This window comes from Ochrobactrum sp. 19YEA23 (assembly GCF_029909865.1).
Classification (GTDB): domain Bacteria; phylum Pseudomonadota; class Alphaproteobacteria; order Rhizobiales; family Rhizobiaceae; genus Brucella; species Brucella gambitense.
Window position 1 is genome coordinate 19069 of the sequence record NZ_JASAMQ010000001.1, and the last position, 23274, is coordinate 42342.

The window sequence follows — 23274 nt, forward strand, 5'->3', positions numbered from 1 at the left end:
CGGTTTCCATGCCTGCCCCCGAAAGCGCGATCTTCGACCGCGATCTACAGCTTGCCTTTCGCCGCCGTGCTTTCCGGCGTGCTGAACCGGGTGCCGATTTTCTGTTGCGGCGCGTAGCCGAAGACCTTACCGACCGTCTGGACACTGTGGAGCGCCGCTTTCCGGTGGCCATCGATCTGGCGGGTCATAACGGTCTTGCGGCAGAAGCCATTGCCTTCTCCGGCAAGGCAGACACGATTTTGCGCGTCGAGCGCGATGCGGATTTCCTGAAAGGTCCGTTTCCTGCCGTCGTCGGCGACGAGGAACTGCTGCCGATCAAACCGGGCAGTGCTGATCTCATCGTATCGCTGATGGCGCTGCACGCCACCAATGACACGCCGGGCGCCATGGTGCAGATTGCCCGCGCATTGAAGCCTGACGGACTTTTTCTGGCGGCGCTCAGCGGCAGCGGGACACTCGGCGAATTGCGTGAAAGTCTGTTGCAGGCCGAAATCGAATTGACCGGCGGCGCATCGCCACGCGTTTTTCCGTTTGCGGATGTGCGTGATGTCGGCGGCCTGTTGCAGCGCGCCGGCTTTGCATTGCCAGTAACGGACGTGGAAAACGTGACGGTGCGCTATGATTCGCTCTTCAACCTGATGGCAGATTTGCGCGCCATGGGCATGCAGAACATCGTGCGCGACCGTTCGCGTCGTCCGGTATCGAAACGGCTGTTCTTGCGAGCGGCGGAAATCTACGCCGAACGTTTCAGCGACCCCGATGGACGCATCCGCGCAACATTCTCGATCATCTGGCTGTCAGGTTGGGCACCGCATGAATCGCAGCAAAAGCCGCTCAAGCCCGGCTCGGCCAAGGCGTCGCTGGCCGATGCGCTGAAAAAAGCGGAAGAAGAGTAATCAGCAGTCGCCGCGATGGCTGCCGTCGACGTCGATCACGCAAACCGAATTCGGGTTGGGCTGCAACACGCTCTTGCGCACGGTATAAGTCTGAACAGCACCATGCGGCTGAGTGCCGGTGTCGCGCTTGATAGAGCCAGTCATCGTCCGGTCGATGCCAGCGGGCAGAACGGACTGGGCAGCGACCTTGGCTGCCTGCTCGTTGAGGATCGGAACAATAATCAGCGCCATGGCCGCAGCAGCGGAACCGAATAACAACACGAGACGCAGGAAACCACGCCCGGCTTTTGTCAAAGAGGTAGGCGCATATTCGTTGTGATCGGCACTGAAATAATTGTTGTCGAAACTCATGATACTAAACTCCGGAGCGGCTCCCATTCGAGAATGCCGCAACGGAGTGAATCAGAGATTAACCGACTGCCTTAATCGTAAGAAATTGTCAGCTTTTTCACAGCTGTTAATAAGCAGCCCAAATTTTCGAAAACTATAGAAGGTCGATGAGGAACGGGATCAAGGGTTCATCCGCCGGAGGCATCGGATAATCGCGCATATCCTTCGGGCGGACCCATTTCAGCGCCTGCCCTTCCAGCCCCCGCGCAATGCCTTCGAAACGACGGCAGACATAAAGCGGCATCAGCAGATGAAAATCATCATAAGTATGGCTGGCAAAAGTCAAAGGCGCGAGGCAGGCAACCTTCGTCGTGATGCCGATTTCTTCCTGCAATTCACGGATCAACGTCTCTTCCGGCGTTTCGCCCGGCTCCACCTTACCGCCGGGAAACTCCCAAAGGCCTGCAAGCTGCTTGCCTTCCGGGCGCTGGGCCAGCAGCACCCGCCCATCGGAATCCACCAGCGCACAGGCTGCAACGAGAAGAATGCGACGGCTCTTCACTTCGCTCATTTCTCATTGCTCTCCCGATAGGCGTAACGATAGGCTTCCTGAAAGCCGAAACGTTCGTACAGCGCGAGACCGGCGACGTTTTGCGCTTCGATTTGTAGCCACGCCGTCTTTGCGCCAAGCTTTGCCGCCCATTTGAGCGCCGAGCCGACAATACTGTGGCCGTAGCCTTTTCGACGGGCGGCAGGCAAGGTGCCGACATCGAACAATCCGGCCATGACGCCATCCTGCACGCACAGCACATCGGACACTGCACGTCCGCCTTCTTCCAGCACGAACATACCCTTGTTCGGACGGATACCGTCCAGAATTTCAGACATGCCGGGACGCATATCTTCCGGGCGCTCGTGAATGGACAGCGACGCATCGACAAAACGGCCAATGTCTTTCAGCGGAATCTGATCGATTTCACCGGAAAGGTCGGTCTCGGCCAGATTGCATGTCATGACGATGGTTTCGTCCTGACGCTTCCAGCCGAGGCCTTCGAGATAGTCCTCAAGCTCGACGGGTGCGAGCGGCGAAAGCCGGAAGCACGGTACACGGCCATAGGCGCGAAAACGCTGGGCCGCCAGTTCCACGCGGGTTGGAATATCCCGCGTGTCACCCGGATCGAGCGGATTAATCGAGTTCAAACGCTTGGAGGAATGCGCTGCCGTCATGCGGATCGCCCATGTTCCGTCGTAATGAACCGACGTGGCAGGCCAGGCGCGGAAGCCTACGGCTTCAAGCTGGCGGACAATGGCAAGACTCGGTTTGGTCATTGGAATTCCTGCAAGCATTTCAACATCTGTCGGCGCGAAGCCGTTTAACTTCTATAATCGCCGTTAATCGCCACATATTCCTTGGTGAGATCGCAGGTCCAGACGGTGGCTTCACCGCGACCGATGCCAAGATCGACATGGATGCGGATATCCTCGCCCTTCATATAGGCGGAGGTTGCTTGTTCGGAATAAGCAGGATCACGCTCGCCCTGATAGGCAACGCGGATATCGCCGAACGAAATGGCGAGCTTGTCGCGATCAGCCGGTTCCCCTGCCTTACCGACAGCCATGACAACACGACCCCAGTTGGCGTCTTCACCCGCCACGGCAGTCTTGACCAGCGGCGAGTTGGCGATGGACAGCGCAATCTTCTTGGCCGAAGCCGACGACTTGGCGCCTGTCACTTCGATTTCAATCATCTTGCGTGCGCCTTCGCCGTCGCGCACGACCTGCAAGGCCAGCGATTTCAGAACGCGCCTCAGCGCCTTCTTGAATTCCTTCAGGCGCTTGTCGGACACATCCGTGATCTTCGGCGCGCCGCGACCAGCCGCAGCGCCGGTTGCAAACAGCATCAGCGTGTCGGAGGTGGAGGTGTCACTATCGACAGTCACCGCGTTGAAGCTCTTGTTTGCACCCTTCGAAAGCAGGCTTTGCAGCACATCGGCCTTGATCGGCGCATCGGTGACGATGAAGGACAGCATGGTCGCCATGTCCGGCGCGATCATGCCTGCGCCCTTGGCGATGCCGTTGATCGTGACTGGAACCTTGCCCAGAAGCACCGTTTCGGTGGCGACCTTCGGATAGGTGTCCGTGGTCATGATAGCCTTGGCAGCTTCCGTCCAGAAATCCTCGACCGCGTCCTTGTTCATGTCGCCCAGCAGATGCGAGAATTTGCTCGCATCGAGCGGCTCGCCGATCACACCGGTCGAAGCCAGGAACACATCGGTCGTGCTGCAGCCAACGGCCTTTGCAGCGGCTTCCGCTGTAGCCTCGGTTGCAGCCTTGCCTTTCACGCCGGTAAAGGCATTGGCATTGCCCGAATTCACCACGACAGCGCGCGCCTTGCCGTGAACGAGGTTCTTGCGGCAAAAATCGACCGGTGCAGACGGGCAGAGCGAACGGGTGAACACACCTGCGGCTTCTGCCGGACGGTCGAACACCATCAGCATCACATCGGTTCGGCCCTTATATTTGATACCGGCAGCGGCAGTAGCAATGCGCACACCGTCGATGGCAGGCATGGACGGGTAATGTTTTGGAGCGAGCGGAGAAACGGACGCAGACATGAGTGCCTCAAAAGGGTCGGTTCAGGGTGTTCGGTTCGATGGTTCATCGATAGTCTTGATTCTGGCGCATTGGAAATGTTTGCAGGACAAAATCAAGCAAAAACGCAGATACAATGAAAAACGCCCCGGAAGACCGGGGCGTTTGACTTCTTAAGAAGTTTACTGCTGCGGCTGATCGCCTTCAGGGGCGTCGCCCGTCTCGCCAGCATCCTGTGCGGCGGCTGCATCCTTCATCGCCTTTTCGACGGCCGGATCCTTGTAGTCGATCTTCATCGCATCGCGGAGCTTCTTGACCGTTTCGACATAACGCTCACGCAGAATGATCGAACGGATCTGTTCCTTGACCTGATCGAATGCAGGCGGCTGCTTGGTACGGCGATCTTCAAGCTGAATGACGTGGAAACCGAACTGGGTCTGCACCGGCTCCTTCGTGTATTCGCCAGGCTTGAGCGCAAAGGCCGCCTTTTCGAATTCCGGAACCATCTGGCCTTCGGTGAAATAGCCGAGATCGCCGCCATTGGCAGCAGAACCGTCCGTGGAGCTTTCCTTGGCCAGATCTTCGAACTTCGCACCACCGGCGAGCTTCTTGATAATGGCTTCCGCTTCTTCCTTCGTCTTCACGAGAATGTGACGCGCACGCACCTCAACCTGAGGCGGCATGGCGGCAATTTCCTTGTCGTAGCGAGCGCGAATATCGGCATCGCTGATCTTGTCGACGATGGCGTCCTTGAAATATTCGTTGTGCAGGGCGCGTTCACGCAGGAAAGCCAGACGGGCTTTGAACTCGTCGGTCTGATCGAGCTTTTCCTTTTCCGCTTCCGCCGACATCGCCTTGATGTCGATCAGTGCGGCCAGGGCTGCCAGACGACGCTGTTCAGCCGGAAGACGGGCAAACTGCGGATCGAGATCGCCAGCGGCCTGATCAACGTCGCCGACAGTGATGTCCTTGCCGTTGACAGTTGCCAGAACCTTTGCCGGATCTTCTTTTTCAGCCGGAGCGGCTGCAGTCTGTGCCGCATCCGCAGGCTTGGGCGCCGCGTCCTGCGCGAACGAGGCCGCGCCGGAGAGGCTTGCGAGGGCAACGGATGCCGCAAGAACAGCGAGAGCCTTGCGATAAGGGGCTTTGAGAATGGCTTTCATATGAGATTCTCTCCTTCGAGACCGCTTACCGGCCCGATGAATGCGGCGGAATTTGGCCCGGATACCGCCACCCTGTCACGAAAGAGCGGGATTTCCGGCCTGTTGAGCAACGTTGACATCGCCCTAAGCCCCACTTATCTGTCCTTCGGCTTTGCGTCCAGAGTGTTTCCAGCGATACCCTGCAAATCTGCCGGGGTTTGGACGCTCGGCGAGCGGCGGGGGGAAATTGTGCCAAAATTGCGCCTTGAAGGGCTGCTTTAGCGGTGTACTTTTCTTGCATTTGTTTCAATACGCGTGAATAAAGCATTCGACATTGCCGGAAGCGCTTCCGGCTGAACGGACAGGAAAGGACCAGAGATGGTCAGCTTTGGCGGCCTCGCCCGCAAGATATTCGGTTCATCCAACGACCGCCAGGTAAAGACCCTGCGTCAGCGTGCGGAGCAAATTACCGCGCTTGAGAAGAATTACGAAATGCTCACCAATGAGCAGCTTCAGGCCAAGACCGCCGAATTCCGCGCCGCACTGGCTGAAGGAAAGACGCTCGACGCCATTCTGCCGGACGCTTTTGCAACCGCGCGTGAAGCCGCCAAGCGCATATTGGGCATGCGTCCCTTCGATGTACAGCTGATCGGCGGCATGGTGCTGCATGAACGCGGCATCGCTGAAATGCGCACCGGTGAAGGCAAGACGCTGATGGCGACCCTGCCCGTCTACCTCAATGCGATTGAGGGCAAGGGCGTGCATGTCGTGACGGTCAACGACTACCTCGCCACCCGCGATGCGGAGACGATGGGTCGTCTTTACAATTTCCTTGGCCTGACGGTCGGCGTCATCAAGCACGGTCTGGACGACGATGAGCGTCGCGAGGCCTATGCCTGCGACATCACCTACGGCACCAATAACGAACTCGGCTTCGATTATCTGCGCGATAACATGAAGTATGAGCGCGCCCAGATGGTGCAGCGCCCGCATAACTACGCCATCGTCGACGAAGTGGATTCGATCCTCATCGACGAAGCGCGCACCCCGCTGATCATTTCCGGCCCGCTGGAAGATCGCTCGGAGTTCTACAACCTCATCGACACGTTCATTCCGCCGCTGGCAGAAGAAGATTACGAAGTCGACGAGAAGCAGAAGACCGCCATCTTCACCGAAGTCGGCACCGAAAAGGTCGAGCAGCTTCTGGAAGCCGCAGGTCATCTGAAGGGTGAAAGCCTCTACGACATCGAAAATGTCGCCGTGGTTCACCATCTGAACAATGCGCTGCGCGCTCACAAGCTGTTCCAGCGCGACAAGGACTATATCGTCCGCAACGACGAAATCGTCATCATCGACGAATTCACCGGCCGCATGATGCCGGGCCGCCGTTATTCGGAAGGCCTGCACCAGGCGCTGGAAGCCAAGGAACATGTGACGATCCAGCCGGAAAACCAGACGCTGGCCTCGATCACCTTCCAGAACTATTTCCGCATGTATAACAAGCTCTCCGGCATGACCGGTACGGCTGCGACCGAAGCGGAAGAGTTCGGCAATATTTACGGTCTCGAAGTTCTCGAAATCCCGACCAACCTGCCTGTGCAGCGTATCGACGAGGACGACGAAGTTTACCGCACTGTCGAAGAAAAATACAAAGCCATAGTTCGCGATATTCGCGCATCGCACGAAAAGGGCCAGCCGATCCTCGTCGGCACGACGTCGATTGAAAAGTCGGAACTTCTGGCCGAGCGTCTGCGTAAAGAAGGCATCAAGGACTTCCAGGTCCTGAACGCCCGCTATCACGAGCAGGAAGCTTACATTATTGCGCAGGCCGGTGTGCCGGGCACTGTCACCATCGCCACCAACATGGCGGGTCGCGGTACTGACATCCAGCTCGGCGGCAATCTGGAAATGCGCGTTCGCGAGGAACTGGCGGACATGCCGGAAGGTCCGGAACGCGACGCCAAGATCGCCGAGATCAAGGCCGATATCGCGCAGCTGAAAGAAAAGGCGCTTGCCGCAGGCGGGCTTTATGTTCTCGCTACCGAGCGCCACGAAAGCCGCCGTATCGACAACCAGCTGCGCGGTCGTTCCGGTCGTCAGGGCGATCCGGGCCGTTCCAAGTTCTTCCTGTCGCTGCAGGACGACCTGATGCGCATCTTCGGCTCCGACCGTATGGACGGCATGCTGCAGAAGCTCGGTCTCAAGGAAGACGAGGCCATCGTCCATCCCTGGATCAACAAGGCGCTCGAAAAAGCTCAGAAGAAGGTCGAAGCACGCAACTTCGAAATTCGTAAGAACCTGCTCAAGTACGACGACGTGATGAACGATCAGCGCAAGGTGATCTTCGAACAGCGTCTGGAAATGATGGACGAGCCGGACCTGACCGAAACAGTCGCAGAAATGCGCCATGAGGTTATCGAGGATATCGTCGCCCTGCGTATCCCCAAGGATGCCTATGCGGAAAAGTGGGATATTGCCGGCCTGAAGGAAGATGTCGCCACCAAGCTCAACCTCGATCTGCCGGTCGAGGAATGGGCAAAGGAAGAAGGCATCGCCGAAGAAGAGTTCGAGAACCGCATCAAGGAAGCCGCCGACAAGGCTGCTGCCGACCGTGCCGAACGCTTCGGACCGCAGATCATGACCTATGTTGAAAAGTCGGTCATCATGCAGTCGCTCGACAATCTGTGGCGCGAGCATCTGGTCAACCTCGACCATCTGCGCTCGGTCGTCGGCTTCCGCGGCTATGCCCAGCGCGACCCGCTGAACGAGTACAAGACTGAAGCCTTCGAGCTGTTCCAGTCCATGCTGGCCAATCTGCGCGAAGTGGTCATCTCGCAGCTGATGCGCGTTGAAATTGTCCGTGAAGCGCCGCAGGAGCCGGAACTGCCGGTTATGCACGGTCGTCACATCGACGAGACGACGGGGCAGAACGATTTCGACGATGCCGCCTGGACCGATCATCAGCACGATGAACGTGTTGTCCCGGCAGCCGACCGCGATCCAGCCGATCCCCGCACATGGGGCAAGGTTAGCCGCAACGAGGCCTGCCCATGCGGATCGGGCAAGAAATACAAGCACTGCCACGGTGCTTTCGAATAAGGCGAATGACAAAAACCCCGGCGCTTATCACGCCGGGGTTTTTCTTTGTACCCTACCCGCAGGTGCAAAGACCGGCGCAGCAACACGTCAAATTCTCATCGCGCTTTCTATAGCCAGACAAGAATACTGGCCTGCACCCATAGCGACAGATAAACCTGTTTTGCCATCTTTAAGCAGATGCTTTAATTAGACAGTAAGCATATATTCTCGGGATTCAGGAAATACTCACCATTTCGGCATTTTCTGCGCCAAATCTTTCGCTGGATTTTTCCTTTTTCCCTTTTTAAAGGACTCCCATCTAATGTCCGGTCATCGGCCTCTCATCAGGCTGATGCAAGAATTCGAACATGTTCCGAAAAACCTGAAACAGATTTCGGATAGGACGTGTGAGAAAGACAGACACAAAGACCGGGAAAATCTCGGCGCAAACAAGCGAAACGCTCATTCATAAGGGCGGCGCATAACAGGGTTGGCAAAGACGTGTGGTTTTCGGCAGCTGAAGCAGCGAGCCGGTTTTTACCCGGCACCATCGCGGCCAGGCTTCGTCCTATGACGGAGCGGCTGGATTCTGTGCTGACCGACAGCGGTCCACAGGCCGCAGCGCAGCGTGCATCCCTTGTCGCCTTTTCGGTTCGCGTGGCCAGCGCCGCCATCGCGCTCCTGTCGCAAGTTATTCTTGCCCGCTGGATGGGCGAATTTGAATATGGAATCTTCGTTCTTGTCTGGCTGACAATGATCATTATCGGCGATCTCGCTTGCTTTGGCCTGCACACGACGATCATTCGCTATGTGCCGGAATATGTTCAGCGCCAGATGTTCGGTCTGGTGCGCGGCATTCTGTTCACCGGACGCGCGTTTGCCTTTGCCTCCGCAACGATTATTGCGCTGATCGGCTCGCTCACGCTCTGGCTGCTGAAGGATCACGTCGCCAGCTATTATCTCGTACCGTTCATTCTGGGTTTCGTCTGCCTGCCGATGATCACGCTCGGCAATATGCTGGATGGCATCGCCCGTTCACGCACCTGGGTCACCATGGCGCTGACGCCAAGTTATATCGTGCGTCCGCTCCTCGTGCTTCTGTTCATGATCGTGGCGCATGTCTCGGGCTTGCCATCGACGGCCGCAACCGCGCTTTCCGTATCGATTGCCGCAACGTGGATCACCACGGTTGGACAGTTTTTCACGGTCGACCGCTCGCTGCAAAAGGACATTCCGAGCGCAATGCGCGACCAGCGCCTGCGTGAGTGGATGACAGTCGCCCTGCCGATCTTTCTTGTCGAGGGCTTCTTCTTCCTGCTGATCAATGTCGATGTTCTGATGGTCGGTCGCGAGATGGATCCTGAACATGTGGCAATTTACTTCGCCGCCACGAAGATCATGGCGCTCGCCCATTTCGTCTATTTCGCGGTGAAGGCCAGTGTGGCGCAGCGTTATTCCGATCTGTTGCACAGCGGTGACCGCAGAGAATTTGCGAGCTTTGCGCAGGCCTCGGTTCGCTGGACCTTCTGGCCCACACTCGTTCTCGGTATCGTCATCCTGATGGCCGGATATCCGCTGCTGCGCCTGTTCGGCCCAGCTTTCACGGCAGGCTACCCGCTTCTGTTCATCCTGATCATCGGCGTAATCGCCCGCGCCAGTGTGGGACCGGCGGAGAGCCTTCTCAACATGTCGGGCAAGCAGAACATCTGCGCCCTGCTCTATGCCGCAACACTTGCTGTGAATGTCATTCTCAATCTGGTGCTGATCCCACGCTTCGGCCTGACCGGCGCCGCCATTTCGACAGCCATCGCCATGCTGATGGAAGCAGCCCTGCTTTCGACAGCCGTTTCTCGCACCATGCATATCGCTATGTTCATTCTCATCCCCCGAGATCGAGACAATAGCCCGGAGGGTATTTTGTAATGGCCGCAAAACCTTTGCTTGAAGAATCCGCAGGCGGAAACGCAGCCCGCATCGTTTCGGAACTGTCCGATACAGCCTCCGCAATGGATGCTGCCAAAAAGCTGGAGGAAAGCCTTCACAGCCGCGATATCCCGCGCAAGTTGGCGATCTACGGTGCGGCGGCAGGCTTCGAACTCCGCGACGAACTGGATCATCTGAGCAATCGGACCATCGAGCCGAATGTCTTCTTCAACGCCCGTTTTCTGGCTCCCGCCATGCCGCGGCTGGAAGATCGCGAAGTCCGCTTCATGGTCATGCGCGACGAAAACGAAATCCGCAGCCGCCTGCGCTTCGTGATGCCCTATACGATCGAGCGCCCCGGCCTTCCGCTGTCCACACCGGTTATCCGTGCCTGGTCGACGCCTTTCGGCCCGCAGGGCACACCGCTGATCGACCATGACGACCCGGTCGGCGTGGTGGAAGATTTGTTCGATATTCTGGCACGCGACCACCTCAAACTGCCCCATGTGCTGGTTCTGCCCGAAATGCGCGCTAATGGCGCTGCGGCAAAACTCATCCGCTCGGTCGCGGTCGGCCGGCAACTGCCAGTCGTCGCCATCGAACAGAAAGAGCGCCCATTCCTCAAAAGCGATCTCGACGGCGACAGCTACATTCAGCAGGCCATCGGCGCCCACCATCGCCGCGATTATCAGCGCCTGTGGAGGCGTCTTGCCGAAAAGGGTGAACTCGCTCACCGCATCTATCGCACGCCCGATGAAGTGCGGCAGTCTTTCGAACATTTCCTTTCACTGGAAGCCAACGGCTGGAAAGGAAAACGCGGTACCGCTATGGCGGTAGACCGTTTCCGTGCCGCCTTTGCGCGTGAGGCGGTCAACAATCTTGCCGAACGCGATTGCGTGCGTATCCATACGCTGGAGCTGGATGGGCGCGTTATCGCCATCCTGACCGTCTTTACCGTTGCCGGTGAAGCCTGGACATGGAAAACCGCCTATGACGAAAGCCTTCAGCCTTTTTCGCCCGGCGTTCTTCTCATGATCGAAGTCGCAAAAAGCCACCTGAACGATCCGAATATTCTCAGAACGGATTCCTGCGCCGTGCCGGACCATCCGGTGATGACGCGCCTCTTCCAGGAGCGCGAGACCATTGAGACACTGGTTGTCGGATTGAACCCCGGTGCAGACAGGCTTGCGCGTCAGGCGGCATCGCAAATCCATCTTTATCAGCGTACCCGCAATCTCGCGCGCATCGTGCGTAACCGCATTCGCAGCTTCACAGATCGCAGCTAGAACGGTTCTTTGCCCGCTATCGAAATAGCGGGCAAGATCAACAGTTTGTGAAAGCTTTCCCGGCGTGTTATCATCTTTTTCGGGAGAGCGCATGACAGGCGGAAGAGGAGGTCCGCACCGGTGCATTTCCAACCTCGCAAGAGGTGCGGAGCGTTCCGGGTCATAACAATCAGGACCGGCTTTCGTCTGGTTCGCAACCGCCATCGCGCCCTCCCATGGGAAGGAGATGCGCTATGGAATATTTACACTATATCAGCACGCTGGATTACATCCTGCTCGGCTTTGTTGCCGTCGTTGTGGTGTGGAACGTGGTTGAACACGGTCTGCGCCATAGATAGGCCATAACGAACCGGCCGGAGCACATCCCGAGAAGTGTAAAACGGTTTTCGGGGAAGATGTGCGTCAAACAAATGATTAGAGCGCCCATCTGATTCAATCAGATCGAAAGGCGTTCCAAGTTTGCGGCTGATAGCTTTGCGATGATACTGCCTGTGAAAACGCACGGCGTTTTCCAGCTGGGGTTGATTGTGGCGATGGCCGGACAGTGCGCCCTGTGTAGGACACGGCAAGGCGGTATGCTGGCCGTTTCGTGATATCATACTGCCCAAGCTCCAATTCAAACATGTCGACCGCCCGCATCGCTCCGCTCCTTGGCGGCATTGCACAGACCGCTCGAAACAATCGACATTCCCCGCTAAAACCTGCGCTTATGGGCAATTGACGTTGTTTCGTTTAGCCGGTATATCCCAACCCGCTGTCCATTCTGGACCATATCAAACTGCTTCGGCAGACCTGTGCGGGTGTGGTGGAACTGGTAGACGCGCCGGACTCAAAATCCGGTTCCGAAAGGAGTGTCGGTTCGATTCCGACCACCCGCACCATTTTATCTGTGAATTTGAGATTTTTTGCTGATCGGCCTCAACCAGATCCGGTTGATCAAGCCAGCAAACGCATCTGTTAGAGGACATCGCGCCGTTGTCGGCCCGACCGGCAGATGGCGCTTTCACGCGCTTGAACCGGCTTTGCATTCGATCTGATTGAGCCAGACCGGAAATATTGTCGGCTGCCAAACCGACCCCGCAAGCTTCACGCTGAACCCGCCATATTTCGTAGATTGCTACATTACGTAATGTTAATTTTTACTTTACTGTAAAGTCAAATAAGATAATACTTGACTAGGAAGTTTAGGAATTGAGGTGACGGACTCGACCCAGGCGAACTTCCCGCCGACCTATAAAATCTTAAAAAGTATAATCCCTCCAATCTGGCGATGTATTATCGAAAATGCAGCTAAAGAATATATCAATGGAAATAGAATTCTGCATGTGAAGCTAGCTAATAATATTATAACTTCATATGTGAACAAAAATCAGATGACGTCCGAAGAACTACTGAATGTTATCACGGATGTCTGTCAATGTATTGGTGGTTTATCTGGTGGATCGAGCTTTTCTCCCAAAGAAGCTCCCGCGACACCCTCGGTTGACCCCAAGGAATCGATCTTCGAGGACTACATCATCTGCCTGGAAGATGGCCGCCGCTACAAGACGCTCAAGCGCGCCTTGATGAGCCGCTTCGGGCTGACACCTGATGCTTATCGACGGAAATGGAACCTCCCGTCCGATTATCCGATGGTAGCGCCCGCTTCTGCGAAGAAGATGTCCGCACTTTCCCGAATGGAAAAAGACGGCGCCGAGAACGCTTAAAGCATCTGTCGTTTAGGGGGCTCGACGAACGAAAACTTCGGACAGGAGAGCTGGAATGCCTAGACTTCATGACGCAATAACCGTCTGGACATTGTCGACAATGCGCAGGGGTGCAGCCATGTTGCACCCCTGTATCTTTGTGGCGGCACGACACCCGCGTCCTCTGATTTAACTTTCAAATCGAAGATATTGCGAACCGATGCGTCAGCATCGGCAAGGACGCGCTTACGCCTTTTTTCAGCCGAAACCCGCATATTTCGCCGCTTTCAAGACCCATCTCGTTGTTCCCGAGGGCCGTCTAACATGCGTAAATCAAGTCACATTCATTATGCCTGGTACATTGCCCTGGCCTGCCTCGCCATCTCATGCATCCGCGCCGGTATCGGGTTCCAGACGATGGGGTTCATCATCAATCCGGCGCGTGAAGAGCTTGGCTGGTCCAATACGCAGATCACCGGACTGATCGCCTTCCGGGAACTGGTCGCCGGGATCATGGCGCCTGTCGTCGGACGGTGGGTGGACCAGCGAGGCCCCCGAACCGTCATGATCATCGGCGCGGTTCTTGTCGGATTATCCTTCTGCCTGACATCTGTCGCCCAGACCTTCTGGCAATTCGCACTGACCTTCGGCGTTATCGGCGGCATAGGCGTTGCGGGCCTCTCCAACGCATTGGTGTTTCCGCTCATCGCCAAATGGTTTTCAGCGCAACGCGGTCGGGCGACCGGTCTGGTTTCGTCAGGAGCCAATCTCGGCGGCATATTGATGTCCCCCCCTGATCATCTGGCTTCTGTCTATTTCCGACTGGCGCTCAACCTGGTTCGTTCTCGGCTTCCTGCCGGTTCTCATTCTGGTGCCGCTCGCAATTTTCGTCCTGCGCCGCGAACCTGCCGACATGGGGCTCAAGCCGTTCGGCGAAGACCCGGACAGTGCGAATGCCGCAGCCAGAACGACTGATACCGGCCCCGATCTGACCGTTGGAGACGCGATGCGTTCGCCGGGTTTCTGGTTTCTGATGATTGGCTGGAATCTGACCGACTTTGTGCTGAAGGGCGCCTTGCTGCACAAGATCCCTGCAGCGCAATCGCTGGGGTTCAGTACAGCCGAAGCAGGCAGCGTAATCATGACCTACAGTATCTGCGCCATTCTGGGAAAATTGCTCACTGGCTTTATTGCCGATCACTTCCCGACCCGTTTGGTGATCCTCGGCCTTTCGGCAATGCAGGCGATCGGGCTGATCCTATTCATCAATGCAGACAGTATCTGGCACCTGCAACTCGGATACGGCATCCTCAGCGGCTTATCGGCGGGCGGGCTCATCATGATGATGCCATTTCTGTTGGCCTCGCTGTTCGGTCGCAAGAACCAGGGCGCTATCATGGGGGCAGTTACGCCCATGGTGATGATCTCCGGCATTGGCGGGCCGATGCTGGCGGCACTGCTGTTCGATATGACGGGCAGCTATACGTTCGCTTTCGAGATTTATGCCGTCATTTCCGTTCTCGGCGGGTTGGCATTGTTTGGCGCCAGTACGGCGCGCAAGGCCTCGCCGGAAGTCAGAAACCCCTCAGGAGGCTCATAATGTCCACGATCACTCTTCTCTATCCCGGCGATATGGGCGGCGCTTTTGCCAAATTGCTGATTTCCGCTGGACATAAAGTGATAAGCCCGATGGGCGGTCGCAGCGAACAAACGCAAAAGTCCGCCCAGTCAATCGGCGTCGAATTGCGCGACGACATGGCTTCCGCCGTTGCTGAAAGCGATTTGGTGCTATCGCTCGTGCCGCCATCGGCAGTCATTGACGTCGCCGAACAAGCAATTGCAGCCTGCCGCGAACAAGGAGCCGCGCCGCTTTTCGTCGATATGAATGCCAAGACACCCGCCGATGCCGAGCATCTGAACGCGGCTTTCGGCAATGCTTCGCTTCCTTTCTGCAATGCCTGCATCATTGGTCGCGCATCGCATCTCGGTGACGAAGGCCGCATTTATGCCAGTGGGCCCGACACAAAACCTCTTGAGACGTTGTTTGAGGGCCTGTTGCCCGTCATCTCGCTTGGTGAAGAAATCGCACGGGCATCGGTTTTCAAAAATGGCATTCGCCGGGTTCAACAGAACTGTAGCGGCAGCATTGTTCGAGACGGCCAACACTGCCAATGCCTTCGGTGTGACCGATCCGCTGTTTGAGCTGATTGACCATCATCTGGGCGGTACGCTATCCGATCTAGCCAAGCTGGTGCCGACGTACCCACGCCATATCCTGCGCCGCGCGGAAGAAATGGAAGCGCTGTCAGAAATGCTGGCCGATGCGAAACTGCCGAACGAAATCGCATTGGCCGCCGGAGCAACGTTCCGCAGCCTCGGCAATAGCGGCAGCTGGTCTGCGACAAACGCAGCCCCGCAATTGCAGGAGCTGCTATCGGAAATCGATTATCGCCATTAGGCCGGAACCTCGCCGTTATGCGGCTTGCTCGCGGTCCATTGGCAGCCGGGTTTCTACGATACGCGCATAGATCGACGAACCGATAGGCAGGGTCGCAGGATCGAGCGTAAAGGCGGGATTGTGAAGTGCGGCCTTACCGGCGTGCTGTACGTTGATATAGGCCCCCGGCACACGCGCCAGCATATCGGCAAAATCCTCACTGCCCATGGCAGCAGGAGCATCATCGCTGACATTGGCTTCGCCAAGCACATCGCGCGCCGCCGCCATATAGGCGTCCGACAGATCATGGTCGTTACGCAGGACATCGAATACATTGCGAAGATCGACATCCACCGTCACGCCGTAACCGGCAGCGACACCAGCGCATATTTCGCGCAGGCGGCTTTCGGCAAGCTCACAGACGCGCTTCTCGAAATAGCGGATCGTACCCGTGATCGTCGCCACTTCCGGCACGATATTATAGGCACTGCCCGTGTGAAACTGCGTGCAGGAAACAACGCAAGCCTCGGTCGGCGGAATATTGCGCGAGACGATGGTCTGCAACTGACCGACCAGATCGGCGCCGATCACCAACACATCGCGTGAATTATGCGGCTGGGCGGCATGGCTGCCTTTGCCGGTCAGCTTGATATCAAAGAAGCTGGCGCCTGCCATGGCCGCGCCCTTGCGGATGACCGCTTTGCCAAGCGTTCCCAAGGGCTGATTGTGCATGCCGTAGATTTCATCACACGGGAAACGTTCGAACAGTCCTTCCGCGATCATGCGGCGCGCACCGCCCAGTCCCTCTTCCGCAGGCTGAAAGACGAAAACCGCGCTGCCTTCAAAATTGCGGGTCGCCGCCAGATATTGCGCAGCGCCCAGCAGCATCGTCGTGTGGCCGTCATGGCCACAGGCATGCATGCGGCCCGGATTTTGCGATGTATAGGGCACACCGGAGATTTCATCGATTGGCAAAGCGTCCATATCGGCGCGCAGACCGATACGGCGATTGCCAGCCTGACGCCCCTTCAAGATGCCGACAACCCCGGTCGTCGCGATATCGGTATGAACTTCATCGAAACCCCATTGTCCCAAAAGATCAGCAACCACGCCCGAAGCATGCTTTTCCTCAAAGCCGATTTCGGGATGACGATGCAAATCCTCGAAAACCGCGCGCATCTCGCCGGCCTTCTCCTCAATGAACGGAATGATGGGCATGGTCGCTTCCTGTTTGAATGCATTCCTGAAAACCGGGGCCGCTCCTCACGGCCCCAGGTTTTGATTCGTACCACCAGATTAGGCTGCTTCCAGCGCCTGAGCGAGATCGGCAATCAGATCGTCTGGATGCTCGATGCCGATAGACAGGCGGATGGTCGATTCCAGCACACCAATGCGCTCGCGTACTTCAATCGGAACGCCGGAATGGGTCATCGCGGCCGGGTGGCTCGCAAGCGATTCCGTACCGCCGAGACTGACCGCGAGTTTCAAAATCTGAAGCGCATTGAGGAAGCGAAACGCTGCTGCCTGCCCGCCTTTGATATCAAAGGAGAATGTGGAGCCAGCGCCCGTGCATTGCCGCTTGAACAATGCACCGACATCGGAATTCTCATCCTCAAATGGCAGATAATGCAGCTTTTCGACCTTCGGATGATCGCGCAGGAATTCTGCAATCGCCCGCGCATTGCTGTCTGCGCGCTCCATACGCAGGCCAAGCGTTTCCAGCGAGCGTCCGAGCATCCAGCAGGAATGCGGATCGAGCTGCGTGCCGATGGCGCCGCGTAACGCCTTCACCTGCCGGACAATGGATTTAGAGCCGAGCACTGCGCCCGCAATCAGATCGGAATGGCCGCCGACATATTTGGTCAGCGAATAGACCGACAGATCCGCGCCATGGTCGAGCGGCTTCTGGAAAACCGGTCCCAGCAAGGTATTGTCGCAGGCAATGATCGGACGATGTCCCTGCCGCTGTTCGACTTTTTCCGCTACACGCCGTATGGCCGCTATATCGACCAGACTATTGGTCGGGTTGGCTGGTGTTTCAATCAGGATGACCGAGACGCGCCCCTTGGCCAAGGCTTCTTCTGCCGCTTTTTCGATTGCCGCTTCATGCACGCCATCGGCGAAGGCCACGGCTTCCACACCAAAATTCAAGAACGTCTTAGCCAACAGCGTTTCGGTACCGCCATAAAGCGGCTGTGAATGCAAAATGACGTCGCCGGGGCGCGCAAAGGCAAAGAGTGTGGTCGCGATCGCCGACATGCCAGACGAAAACAGCGCCGAACTTTCCGCACCCTCATAGACCGCCAGACGATCTTCGACGATTTCGCTGTTGGGATGATTGAAGCGCGAATAGACCAGTCCCGCGCCCACACCGGCGGGCGGCTCTTTGCGACCGGAAACGAAATCGAAGAAATCGCGCCCATCCTCGGCGGTCTTGAAAACGAAGGTTGAAGTCAGAAAAACGGGTGGCTTGACCGCGCCTTCGGAAAGCTCCGGATCATAGCCGTAATTCAGCATTTGTGTTTCGGGATGAAGCAGGTGGTTGCCCAAGTGGGTCTTGTAAGGGCGCGGCGCAGTCATGCAGACCTCCTGAAAAGCCAAACTCCTCTTGCCCAACCAGATAGGCGGACAAGAGGAGCTTAACAGAGGTCATCGGCAATCTTCTTTCGTTGTTTGCCTCTCGCGGGTAATCGCTGAACCCGTGAAAAACACCCAAAAGAAAACAAATAGCTGCCTATTACTTGATCACCAGCACAGGCACAGTGCTGAGCGACAGGACTTCCGCCGCCTGACTGCCGAGCAGGAGCTTGTTGACGCCGCGACGGCCATGCGAGGAAATGATGATCAGATCGCTGCCATGGGATTTCGCAGCTTCCACAATGCCTTGCGCGGGCGACTGGTTTTCGACATGCACCGCTTCAGCGGTCACGCCTGCGGCTTTCGCCTTACCCTTGGCTGCGGTCAAAATCTCCGTCGCAGCCTTGGTGATTGCTTCGCGATATTCCTGAAACGCAACCGGGCTCGATGCCCATTCCGCCGCAACGACGATGCCATAGGACGGCAGAAGCTCGGTCACCGAGACGAAAGTCACTTTCGCACCCGTTTCCTTGGCCAGTTCCACGCCCTGATCGACACCCCTTTCAGCGAGGTCCGACCCGTCGGTCGCGATCAGAATATTCTTGTACATCTCTCGATCTCCTGGTTGCCTGATAGCTTGATTATGCGCGCCTTACCCAAGCCAATGCATTGACGCGGATCAATAAGCTTCTAGATAAGCTAATACGCCCACTCCCAATTATGATGGAATTCACTTTTAAAAAATACGATTATATAGAATATAATTCTAAACATGATGCATCAAGCGCACATGTCCAGCTATGCTTTTGCGCTGTTTACTCTTAAACTTTGCGCAACATGAAGGGAGATTACGCTATGAACAAACCCCTTGGCTCGAAGAGCAACGAAACTGCAGGACGCGGCCGCGTTTACGGCTCGATTCTGGAAACAATCGGCAACACGCCGCTTGTACGCATTGATAAATTTGCCAAGGAAAACGGCGTTGTCGCGAACCTTCTCGTGAAGCTGGAATTCTTCAATCCGCTGGCAAGTGTGAAGGACCGCATCGGTCTAGCACTCATCGAGGCGCTTGAAGAACAGGGCAAGGCCGTGCCCGGCAAGACGGTTTTCGTCGAGCCGACCTCCGGCAATACCGGTATTGCGCTTGCCTTTGCCGCAGCGGCCAAAGGCTATCGCCTTGTGCTGACCATGCCGGAAACCATGTCGGTGGAACGCCGTAAGCTGCTCAAGCTTCTCGGTGCCGAACTCGTGCTGACCGAAGGCGCGAAAGGCATGAAGGGCGCGATCGCTAAGGCTGAGGAAATTGCCGAGGGCAATCCGAACGCCATCATTCCGCAGCAGTTTGAAAACCCTGCCAATCCGGAAATTCATCGCCGCACGACGGCGGAGGAAATCTGGAACGACACCAATGGCGAAGCTGACATTCTGATTTCCGGCATCGGCACTGGCGGCACCATCACCGGCGTTGGTCAGGTGATCAAGGCGCGAAAGCCGTCCTTCAAGGTGATCGCCGTCGAGCCGAAGGATTCCCCTGTCCTGTCCGGCGGCACGCCCGGCCCGCACAAGATCCAGGGCATTGGTGCTGGCTTTGCACCGAAGACGCTCGACACCGGCGTTTACGATGAAGTCGTGCAGGTTTCCAACGAGGATTCCTTTGCCAATGCACGCCTGATCGCCCGTATCGAAGGCATTCCGGTTGGCATTTCGTCTGGCGCGGCGCTCTCCGCTGCGATCGAAGTCGGCAAGCGCCCAGAAAATGCTGGCAAGAACATTGTCATCATCATTCCTTCCTTTGCAGAACGCTATCTCTCGACGGCGCTGTTTGAAGGTCTGGAATAATCGGCTTTATCGAAGCCTGAATTCAGAAAAGCAAAAAGCCAGAGCGGGCGACCGTTCTGGCTTTATTTCATTCTGGGGTGCCTTGGGAGAGGCTTAGAGCACAGTCCGACCTGATATAATCAGATCGAAATGCACTTTAGTGGCGCGTGCGTGCTTCGCAAGCCGGGCCAGGTCCGCGCATGTAATGGCGCTCGGGCCGATAGCTCGGTGCGACGAACTCGCGGATGACATTAACGCTGTCACGCAGCTGAACAAGAATGCTCATCGCTTTCACCTTCATCTAAATCATGTTCGAAAGGATGTTCACTGCGCTCAATGTGAGCTTGTGAAGTAATCTTCACTTCCGAACATCTTAATGAAAACTTTAACGATCAAAGATGAATAAGTGCTAAACCGGCATCGTTAACGGTAAGTTAATGGTAACGATATTCAGGTTTTCCACAGGTGCCTGAAACTTGTCACAGTTGAAAATTCTCACAAAAAAAGCCGGTCGAAACCGGCTTTTTCTATTGTATGGATATGGCGCTATCAGCGCGTTGGCACCGGATGCTCGCCGCGATAATCGTAGAAGCCGCGGCCCGTCTTGCGTCCAAGCCAGCCTGCTTCGACATATTTGACCAGCAGCGGGCACGGGCGGTATTTGGAATCCGCGAGACCGTCATGCAGCACCTGCATGATTGAAAGGCAGGTGTCGAGACCGATGAAGTCTGCCAGCTGCAACGGCCCCATCGGATGGTTGGCACCAAGCTTCATGGCCGTATCGATGGCTTCGACGCTGCCCACACCTTCATAAAGCGTATAGATCGCCTCATTGATCATCGGCAGCAGGATACGGTTGACGATGAATGCCGGGAAATCCTCGGCGACCGTCACTGTCTTGCCGAGTGCCTGCACGAAATCCTTCGACTTGCGGAATGTATCCTCGTCAGTGGCTATGCCGCGCACCAGCTCTACAAGCTTCATCACCGGCACCGGGTTCATGAAGTGAATGCCGATGAAACGCTCCGGACGATCCGTCGTCGAAGCAAGCCGCGTGATGGAGATCGACGACGTGTTAGTCGCCAGAATGGCTTGTGGGTTCAGGATCGGGCAGAGCTGCGCGAAAATCTTGCGCTTGACGGTTTCGTCTTCCGTCGCCGCTTCAATGGCCAGATCGACGCCTGCAAGGTCTTCCATGGAATTTGCTGCACGGATCAGCTTCATGGCACCTGCGCGCTCTTCTTCCTGCAATTTGCCCGAAGAAACCTGACGCGCCATATTGCCGTTGATGGTGGCAATGCCCTTTTCCAGCCGGTCCGGCGCAGCGTCGTGCAAAAGCACACTAAAACCTGCCAGAGCGCAGACATGGGCGATGCCGCCACCCATCTGACCCGCGCCGACTATACCAACCGTCTTGATTGCCACCGTAGTAACTCCTTCATCCTCCCCAATGGGGCCTGTCGAGCATGTCTTTTTTACAGCAAGCGCAAAACTGCACTTTGAATTGCATAAGGCTCATCCAGCAGATGATAGGCTGTCCGCCTAAAATGCAATCCAAAATTCTTGCTCATTACAAAGAACCCGCCCCAAGCGTGAGACTAAGTCTCCAACTGGGACGGGTCGCAAAATGACAAAGCGGCGAGACTGGCCCGCCGCTTCTCAAATGTTTAGAGAGCCTTCTGAAGCTCCGGCAGCACGGTGAAGAGGTCACCGACAAGACCATAATCGGCAACCTGGAAGATCGGCGCTTCTTCGTCCTTGTTGATGGCGACGATAACGCGGCTGTCTTTCATGCCGGCCAGATGCTGGATCGCGCCAGAGATGCCGACGGCGATGTAAAGCTCTGGTGCAACCACCTTGCCCGTCTGACCAACCTGCCAGTCGTTTGGCGCATAGCCCGCATCAACCGCTGCACGGCTGGCGCCAACCGCCGCACCAAGCTTGTCGGCAACCGGCAGGATCACTTCCTGGAACTTTTCAGCCGAGCCAAGCGCACGACCGCCCGAGATGATGATCTTGGCCGAGGTCAGTTCCGGACGGTCCGAAGCCGACAGCGCATTGCCAACAAAGCTCGACAATGCCGGATCGGCAGGCACAGTTGCGCTTTCCACCGAAGCCGAACCGCCGTCACCGGTGGCCTGGAAAGAGGCGGTGCGCACCGTGATCACCTTCTTGGCGTCGGTGGACTGGACGGTCTGGATCGCATTGCCCGCATAGATCGGACGCTTGAACGTATCCGCCGATACGACTTCCATGATTTCAGACAACTGCATCACATCGAGAAGTGCTGCAACGCGCGGCAGGATGTTCTTGGCCGAAGTCGTCGCCGCAGCGATGATCGTGTCGTAATTGGCGGCCAGCGCCACGATGAGTGCTGCCGTTGGCTCGGCCAGACGGTTTTCCAGCGCATCGCTTTCAGCCAGCAGAACCTTGCGCACGCCTTTCAGCTTGGCGGCAGCATCGGCTGCCGCCTTTGCGCCCTTGCCTGCAACCAGAATATCGACATCGCCGCCAATCTGGGCGGCTGCCGTCAGCGCCTTAGCCGTCTGGTCCGAAAGGGTTGCATTGTCATGTTCGGCAATAAGAAGAATAGCCATTTATCGTGTCCCTTCCGATTTCTTAGATGATGCCATCAGCTTTAAGCTTCTCGACCAGTTCAGAGACTGAACCAACCTTGACGCCAGCCTTGCGGCCACCCGGTTCTTCGGTCTTCAGGACCTTCAGGCGCGCCGTGATATCGGCACCGAAATCGGCAGGCGACTTCTCGTCCAGCGGCTTCTTCTTCGCCTTCATGATATTCGGCAGCGATGCATAGCGCGGCTGGTTCAAGCGAAGATCAACCGTGACAATCGCCGGAAGCTTCACATCGATGGTCTGCAGACCGCCATCCACTTCGCGCGTGACCTTGGCCGAACCGTCACCCAGTTCCACCTTCGAGGCAAAGGTTGCCTGGCTCCAGTTGAGAAGCGCCGACAGCATCTGGCCGGTCTGGTTGGCATCGTCGTCAATGGCTTGCTTGCCGAGGAAGACGAGGTCCGGCTTTTCCGCATCGACCACGCCCTTCAAGACTTTGGCGACGCCGAGCGGCTCGACCGTCTCGTCGGTCTTGACCAGGATCGCGCGGTCCGCACCCATGGCAAGGGCCGTGCGCAGTGTTTCCTGCGCCTGTGCCGGGCCAACCGAAACAGCCACAATCTCCGTGACCTTGCCAGCTTCCTTCAGGCGGATCGCCTCTTCAACCGCAATCTCGTCGAACGGGTTCATCGACATCTTCACATTCGAAAGCTCAACGCCAGATCCGTCGCCCTTGACACGGATCTTCACGTTGTAATCGACGACACGTTTTACTGCGACAAGGACTTTCATCCGCGACCACCTCTTCAATGAATCCTACGGCACGACTATGCCGCCATGAAACACCGCCCGCATGCCAAATTCCGACGGGAACCCGACACAGAAGCGGCTCCGAAAAAAGCACTGTAACAAGCCGTTCAGCTACTGCGCTTCCTA

Annotated in this window: 22 protein-coding genes and 1 tRNA gene; 11 read left to right on the plus strand and 12 right to left on the minus strand. The window is 56.7% G+C overall.

From position 1 onward, the window contains the following. Positions 1–8: 8 nt before the first annotated feature. The gene (locus QBD01_RS00075) at positions 9–896 is read left to right on the plus strand and encodes a methyltransferase domain-containing protein (protein ID WP_280991133.1); all 888 of its coding nucleotides are present in this window, start codon (positions 9–11) and stop codon (positions 894–896) included. Here QBD01_RS00075 and QBD01_RS00080 read toward each other — a convergent pair whose 3' ends face one another. From QBD01_RS00080 to QBD01_RS00100, 5 genes are all read right to left on the minus strand, one after another. After that, entirely contained in the window at positions 897–1247 is a 351-nt protein-coding gene (locus tag QBD01_RS00080; protein ID WP_280991134.1) for a hypothetical protein, read from the minus strand. Positions 1248–1380: 133 nt separating this feature from the next. Then, positions 1381–1797: an 8-oxo-dGTP diphosphatase MutT gene (mutT, locus tag QBD01_RS00085; RefSeq protein WP_078341032.1), complete on the minus strand. Its 417-nt coding sequence runs from the start codon at positions 1795–1797 to the stop codon at positions 1381–1383. Beyond that, the gene (locus QBD01_RS00090) at positions 1794–2555 is read right to left on the minus strand and encodes an N-acetyltransferase (RefSeq protein WP_182518821.1); all 762 of its coding nucleotides are present in this window, start codon (positions 2553–2555) and stop codon (positions 1794–1796) included. Before QBD01_RS00090 ends, mutT begins: the two co-directional genes overlap by 4 nt. A gap of 44 nt (positions 2556–2599) precedes the next feature. Beyond that, on the minus strand, positions 2600–3841 hold the full coding sequence (gene argJ, locus QBD01_RS00095) for a bifunctional glutamate N-acetyltransferase/amino-acid acetyltransferase ArgJ (protein WP_280991135.1): 1242 nt from the start codon (positions 3839–3841) through the stop codon (positions 2600–2602). Positions 3842–4000: 159 nt separating this feature from the next. Next, positions 4001–4981, minus strand: coding sequence for a peptidylprolyl isomerase (locus tag QBD01_RS00100; RefSeq protein ID WP_182518823.1), 981 nt, complete (start codon positions 4979–4981; stop codon positions 4001–4003). A gap of 357 nt (positions 4982–5338) precedes the next feature. On the opposite strand from QBD01_RS00100, the gene secA reads away from it, so the two are divergent. The 9 genes from secA to QBD01_RS00145 all read left to right on the plus strand — a co-directional run bounded on the left by secA (position 5339) and on the right by QBD01_RS00145 (position 15390). Continuing rightward, positions 5339–8059 (plus strand): preprotein translocase subunit SecA, encoded by a 2721-nt coding sequence (secA, locus tag QBD01_RS00105; RefSeq protein WP_280991136.1) that lies wholly within the window; start codon positions 5339–5341, stop codon positions 8057–8059. A 549-nt stretch (positions 8060–8608) separates the two neighbouring features. Then, entirely contained in the window at positions 8609–9961 is a 1353-nt protein-coding gene (locus QBD01_RS00110; RefSeq protein WP_280991138.1) for a polysaccharide biosynthesis C-terminal domain-containing protein, read from the plus strand. Next, positions 9961–11247, plus strand: coding sequence for a type IV secretion system effector crotonyl transferase BspF (gene bspF, locus QBD01_RS00115; protein ID WP_280991139.1), 1287 nt, complete (start codon positions 9961–9963; stop codon positions 11245–11247). The genes QBD01_RS00110 and bspF overlap by 1 nt, the downstream gene beginning before the upstream one ends. Positions 11248–12043: 796 nt before the next feature. Next, positions 12044–12128: transfer RNA gene (locus QBD01_RS00120), tRNA-Leu, on the plus strand. Positions 12129–12443: 315 nt separating this feature from the next. Further along, the gene (locus QBD01_RS00125) at positions 12444–12953 is read left to right on the plus strand and encodes a MucR family transcriptional regulator (protein WP_280991140.1); all 510 of its coding nucleotides are present in this window, start codon (positions 12444–12446) and stop codon (positions 12951–12953) included. 303 nt (positions 12954–13256) lie between these two features. Further along, a complete protein-coding gene (locus QBD01_RS00130; protein WP_280991141.1) occupies positions 13257–13907 on the plus strand; it encodes an MFS transporter in 651 nt (216 codons plus the stop codon). Beyond that, positions 13846–14532 carry an MFS transporter gene (locus QBD01_RS00135; protein ID WP_280991142.1) on the plus strand — a complete coding sequence of 229 codons (687 nt, stop codon included), beginning with the start codon at positions 13846–13848 and terminating at the stop codon, positions 14530–14532. The genes QBD01_RS00130 and QBD01_RS00135 overlap by 62 nt, the downstream gene beginning before the upstream one ends. Next, on the plus strand, positions 14532–15134 hold the full coding sequence (locus QBD01_RS00140) for an NAD(P)-binding domain-containing protein (protein WP_280991143.1): 603 nt from the start codon (positions 14532–14534) through the stop codon (positions 15132–15134). The genes QBD01_RS00135 and QBD01_RS00140 overlap by 1 nt, the downstream gene beginning before the upstream one ends. Then, positions 15079–15390, plus strand: a complete 312-nt coding sequence (locus tag QBD01_RS00145; protein ID WP_280991144.1) for a DUF1932 domain-containing protein — start codon at positions 15079–15081, stop codon at positions 15388–15390. Before QBD01_RS00140 ends, QBD01_RS00145 begins: the two co-directional genes overlap by 56 nt. Before the next feature lie 15 nt (positions 15391–15405). Here the strand turns inward: QBD01_RS00145 and QBD01_RS00150 are convergent, their stop codons facing one another. From QBD01_RS00150 to QBD01_RS00160, 3 genes are all read right to left on the minus strand, one after another. Next, positions 15406–16587: a M20 aminoacylase family protein gene (locus QBD01_RS00150; RefSeq protein ID WP_280991145.1), complete on the minus strand. Its 1182-nt coding sequence runs from the start codon at positions 16585–16587 to the stop codon at positions 15406–15408. Positions 16588–16665: 78 nt separating this feature from the next. Next, complete coding sequence (locus QBD01_RS00155; RefSeq protein WP_280991146.1) at positions 16666–17949, minus strand: cystathionine gamma-synthase family protein; 1284 nt, start codon at positions 17947–17949, stop codon at positions 16666–16668. A 157-nt stretch (positions 17950–18106) separates the two neighbouring features. Then, positions 18107–18556 (minus strand): universal stress protein, encoded by a 450-nt coding sequence (locus tag QBD01_RS00160; protein WP_280991147.1) that lies wholly within the window; start codon positions 18554–18556, stop codon positions 18107–18109. A gap of 245 nt (positions 18557–18801) precedes the next feature. Here QBD01_RS00160 and cysK point away from each other — a divergent pair, with 245 nt between their 5' ends. Further along, a complete protein-coding gene (gene cysK / locus QBD01_RS00165) occupies positions 18802–19785 on the plus strand; it encodes a cysteine synthase A (RefSeq protein WP_280991148.1) in 984 nt (327 codons plus the stop codon). Between the two features lie 136 nt (positions 19786–19921). Here cysK and QBD01_RS00170 read toward each other — a convergent pair whose 3' ends face one another. The 4 genes from QBD01_RS00170 to QBD01_RS00185 all read right to left on the minus strand — a co-directional run bounded on the left by QBD01_RS00170 (position 19922) and on the right by QBD01_RS00185 (position 23130). Then, positions 19922–20050: a hypothetical protein gene (locus QBD01_RS00170; RefSeq protein WP_268898867.1), complete on the minus strand. Its 129-nt coding sequence runs from the start codon at positions 20048–20050 to the stop codon at positions 19922–19924. A gap of 263 nt (positions 20051–20313) precedes the next feature. Then, a complete protein-coding gene (locus QBD01_RS00175) occupies positions 20314–21189 on the minus strand; it encodes a 3-hydroxybutyryl-CoA dehydrogenase (protein ID WP_182518834.1) in 876 nt (291 codons plus the stop codon). A 242-nt stretch (positions 21190–21431) separates the two neighbouring features. Continuing rightward, a complete protein-coding gene (locus tag QBD01_RS00180) occupies positions 21432–22361 on the minus strand; it encodes an electron transfer flavoprotein subunit alpha/FixB family protein (RefSeq protein WP_280991149.1) in 930 nt (309 codons plus the stop codon). A 22-nt stretch (positions 22362–22383) separates the two neighbouring features. Beyond that, positions 22384–23130 carry an electron transfer flavoprotein subunit beta/FixA family protein gene (locus tag QBD01_RS00185; protein WP_182518836.1) on the minus strand — a complete coding sequence of 249 codons (747 nt, stop codon included), beginning with the start codon at positions 23128–23130 and terminating at the stop codon, positions 22384–22386. Positions 23131–23274 lie beyond the last annotated feature (144 nt).

Coding starts and splice junctions, on each gene's coding strand:
- QBD01_RS00170 (WP_268898867.1), bottom strand. CDS start 20,050: ATGAGCATTCTTGTTCAGCTGCGTGACAGCGTTAATGTCATCCGCGAG.
- QBD01_RS00135 (WP_280991142.1), top strand. CDS start 13,846: ATGGGGCTCAAGCCGTTCGGCGAAGACCCGGACAGTGCGAATGCCGCA.
- QBD01_RS00185 (WP_182518836.1), bottom strand. CDS start 23,130: ATGAAAGTCCTTGTCGCAGTAAAACGTGTCGTCGATTACAACGTGAAG.
- argJ (WP_280991135.1), bottom strand. CDS start 3,841: ATGTCTGCGTCCGTTTCTCCGCTCGCTCCAAAACATTACCCGTCCATG.
- QBD01_RS00130 (WP_280991141.1), top strand. CDS start 13,257: ATGCGTAAATCAAGTCACATTCATTATGCCTGGTACATTGCCCTGGCC.
- QBD01_RS00100 (WP_182518823.1), bottom strand. CDS start 4,981: ATGAAAGCCATTCTCAAAGCCCCTTATCGCAAGGCTCTCGCTGTTCTT.
- QBD01_RS00090 (WP_182518821.1), bottom strand. CDS start 2,555: ATGACCAAACCGAGTCTTGCCATTGTCCGCCAGCTTGAAGCCGTAGGC.
- QBD01_RS00160 (WP_280991147.1), bottom strand. CDS start 18,556: ATGTACAAGAATATTCTGATCGCGACCGACGGGTCGGACCTCGCTGAA.
- mutT (WP_078341032.1), bottom strand. CDS start 1,797: ATGAGCGAAGTGAAGAGCCGTCGCATTCTTCTCGTTGCAGCCTGTGCG.
- bspF (WP_280991139.1), top strand. CDS start 9,961: ATGGCCGCAAAACCTTTGCTTGAAGAATCCGCAGGCGGAAACGCAGCC.
- QBD01_RS00180 (WP_280991149.1), bottom strand. CDS start 22,361: ATGGCTATTCTTCTTATTGCCGAACATGACAATGCAACCCTTTCGGAC.
- QBD01_RS00080 (WP_280991134.1), bottom strand. CDS start 1,247: ATGAGTTTCGACAACAATTATTTCAGTGCCGATCACAACGAATATGCG.
- QBD01_RS00075 (WP_280991133.1), top strand. CDS start 9: ATGCCTGCCCCCGAAAGCGCGATCTTCGACCGCGATCTACAGCTTGCC.
- QBD01_RS00155 (WP_280991146.1), bottom strand. CDS start 17,949: ATGACTGCGCCGCGCCCTTACAAGACCCACTTGGGCAACCACCTGCTT.
- QBD01_RS00110 (WP_280991138.1), top strand. CDS start 8,609: ATGACGGAGCGGCTGGATTCTGTGCTGACCGACAGCGGTCCACAGGCC.
- QBD01_RS00150 (WP_280991145.1), bottom strand. CDS start 16,587: ATGCCCATCATTCCGTTCATTGAGGAGAAGGCCGGCGAGATGCGCGCG.
- cysK (WP_280991148.1), top strand. CDS start 18,802: ATGAACAAACCCCTTGGCTCGAAGAGCAACGAAACTGCAGGACGCGGC.
- QBD01_RS00140 (WP_280991143.1), top strand. CDS start 14,532: ATGTCCACGATCACTCTTCTCTATCCCGGCGATATGGGCGGCGCTTTT.
- secA (WP_280991136.1), top strand. CDS start 5,339: ATGGTCAGCTTTGGCGGCCTCGCCCGCAAGATATTCGGTTCATCCAAC.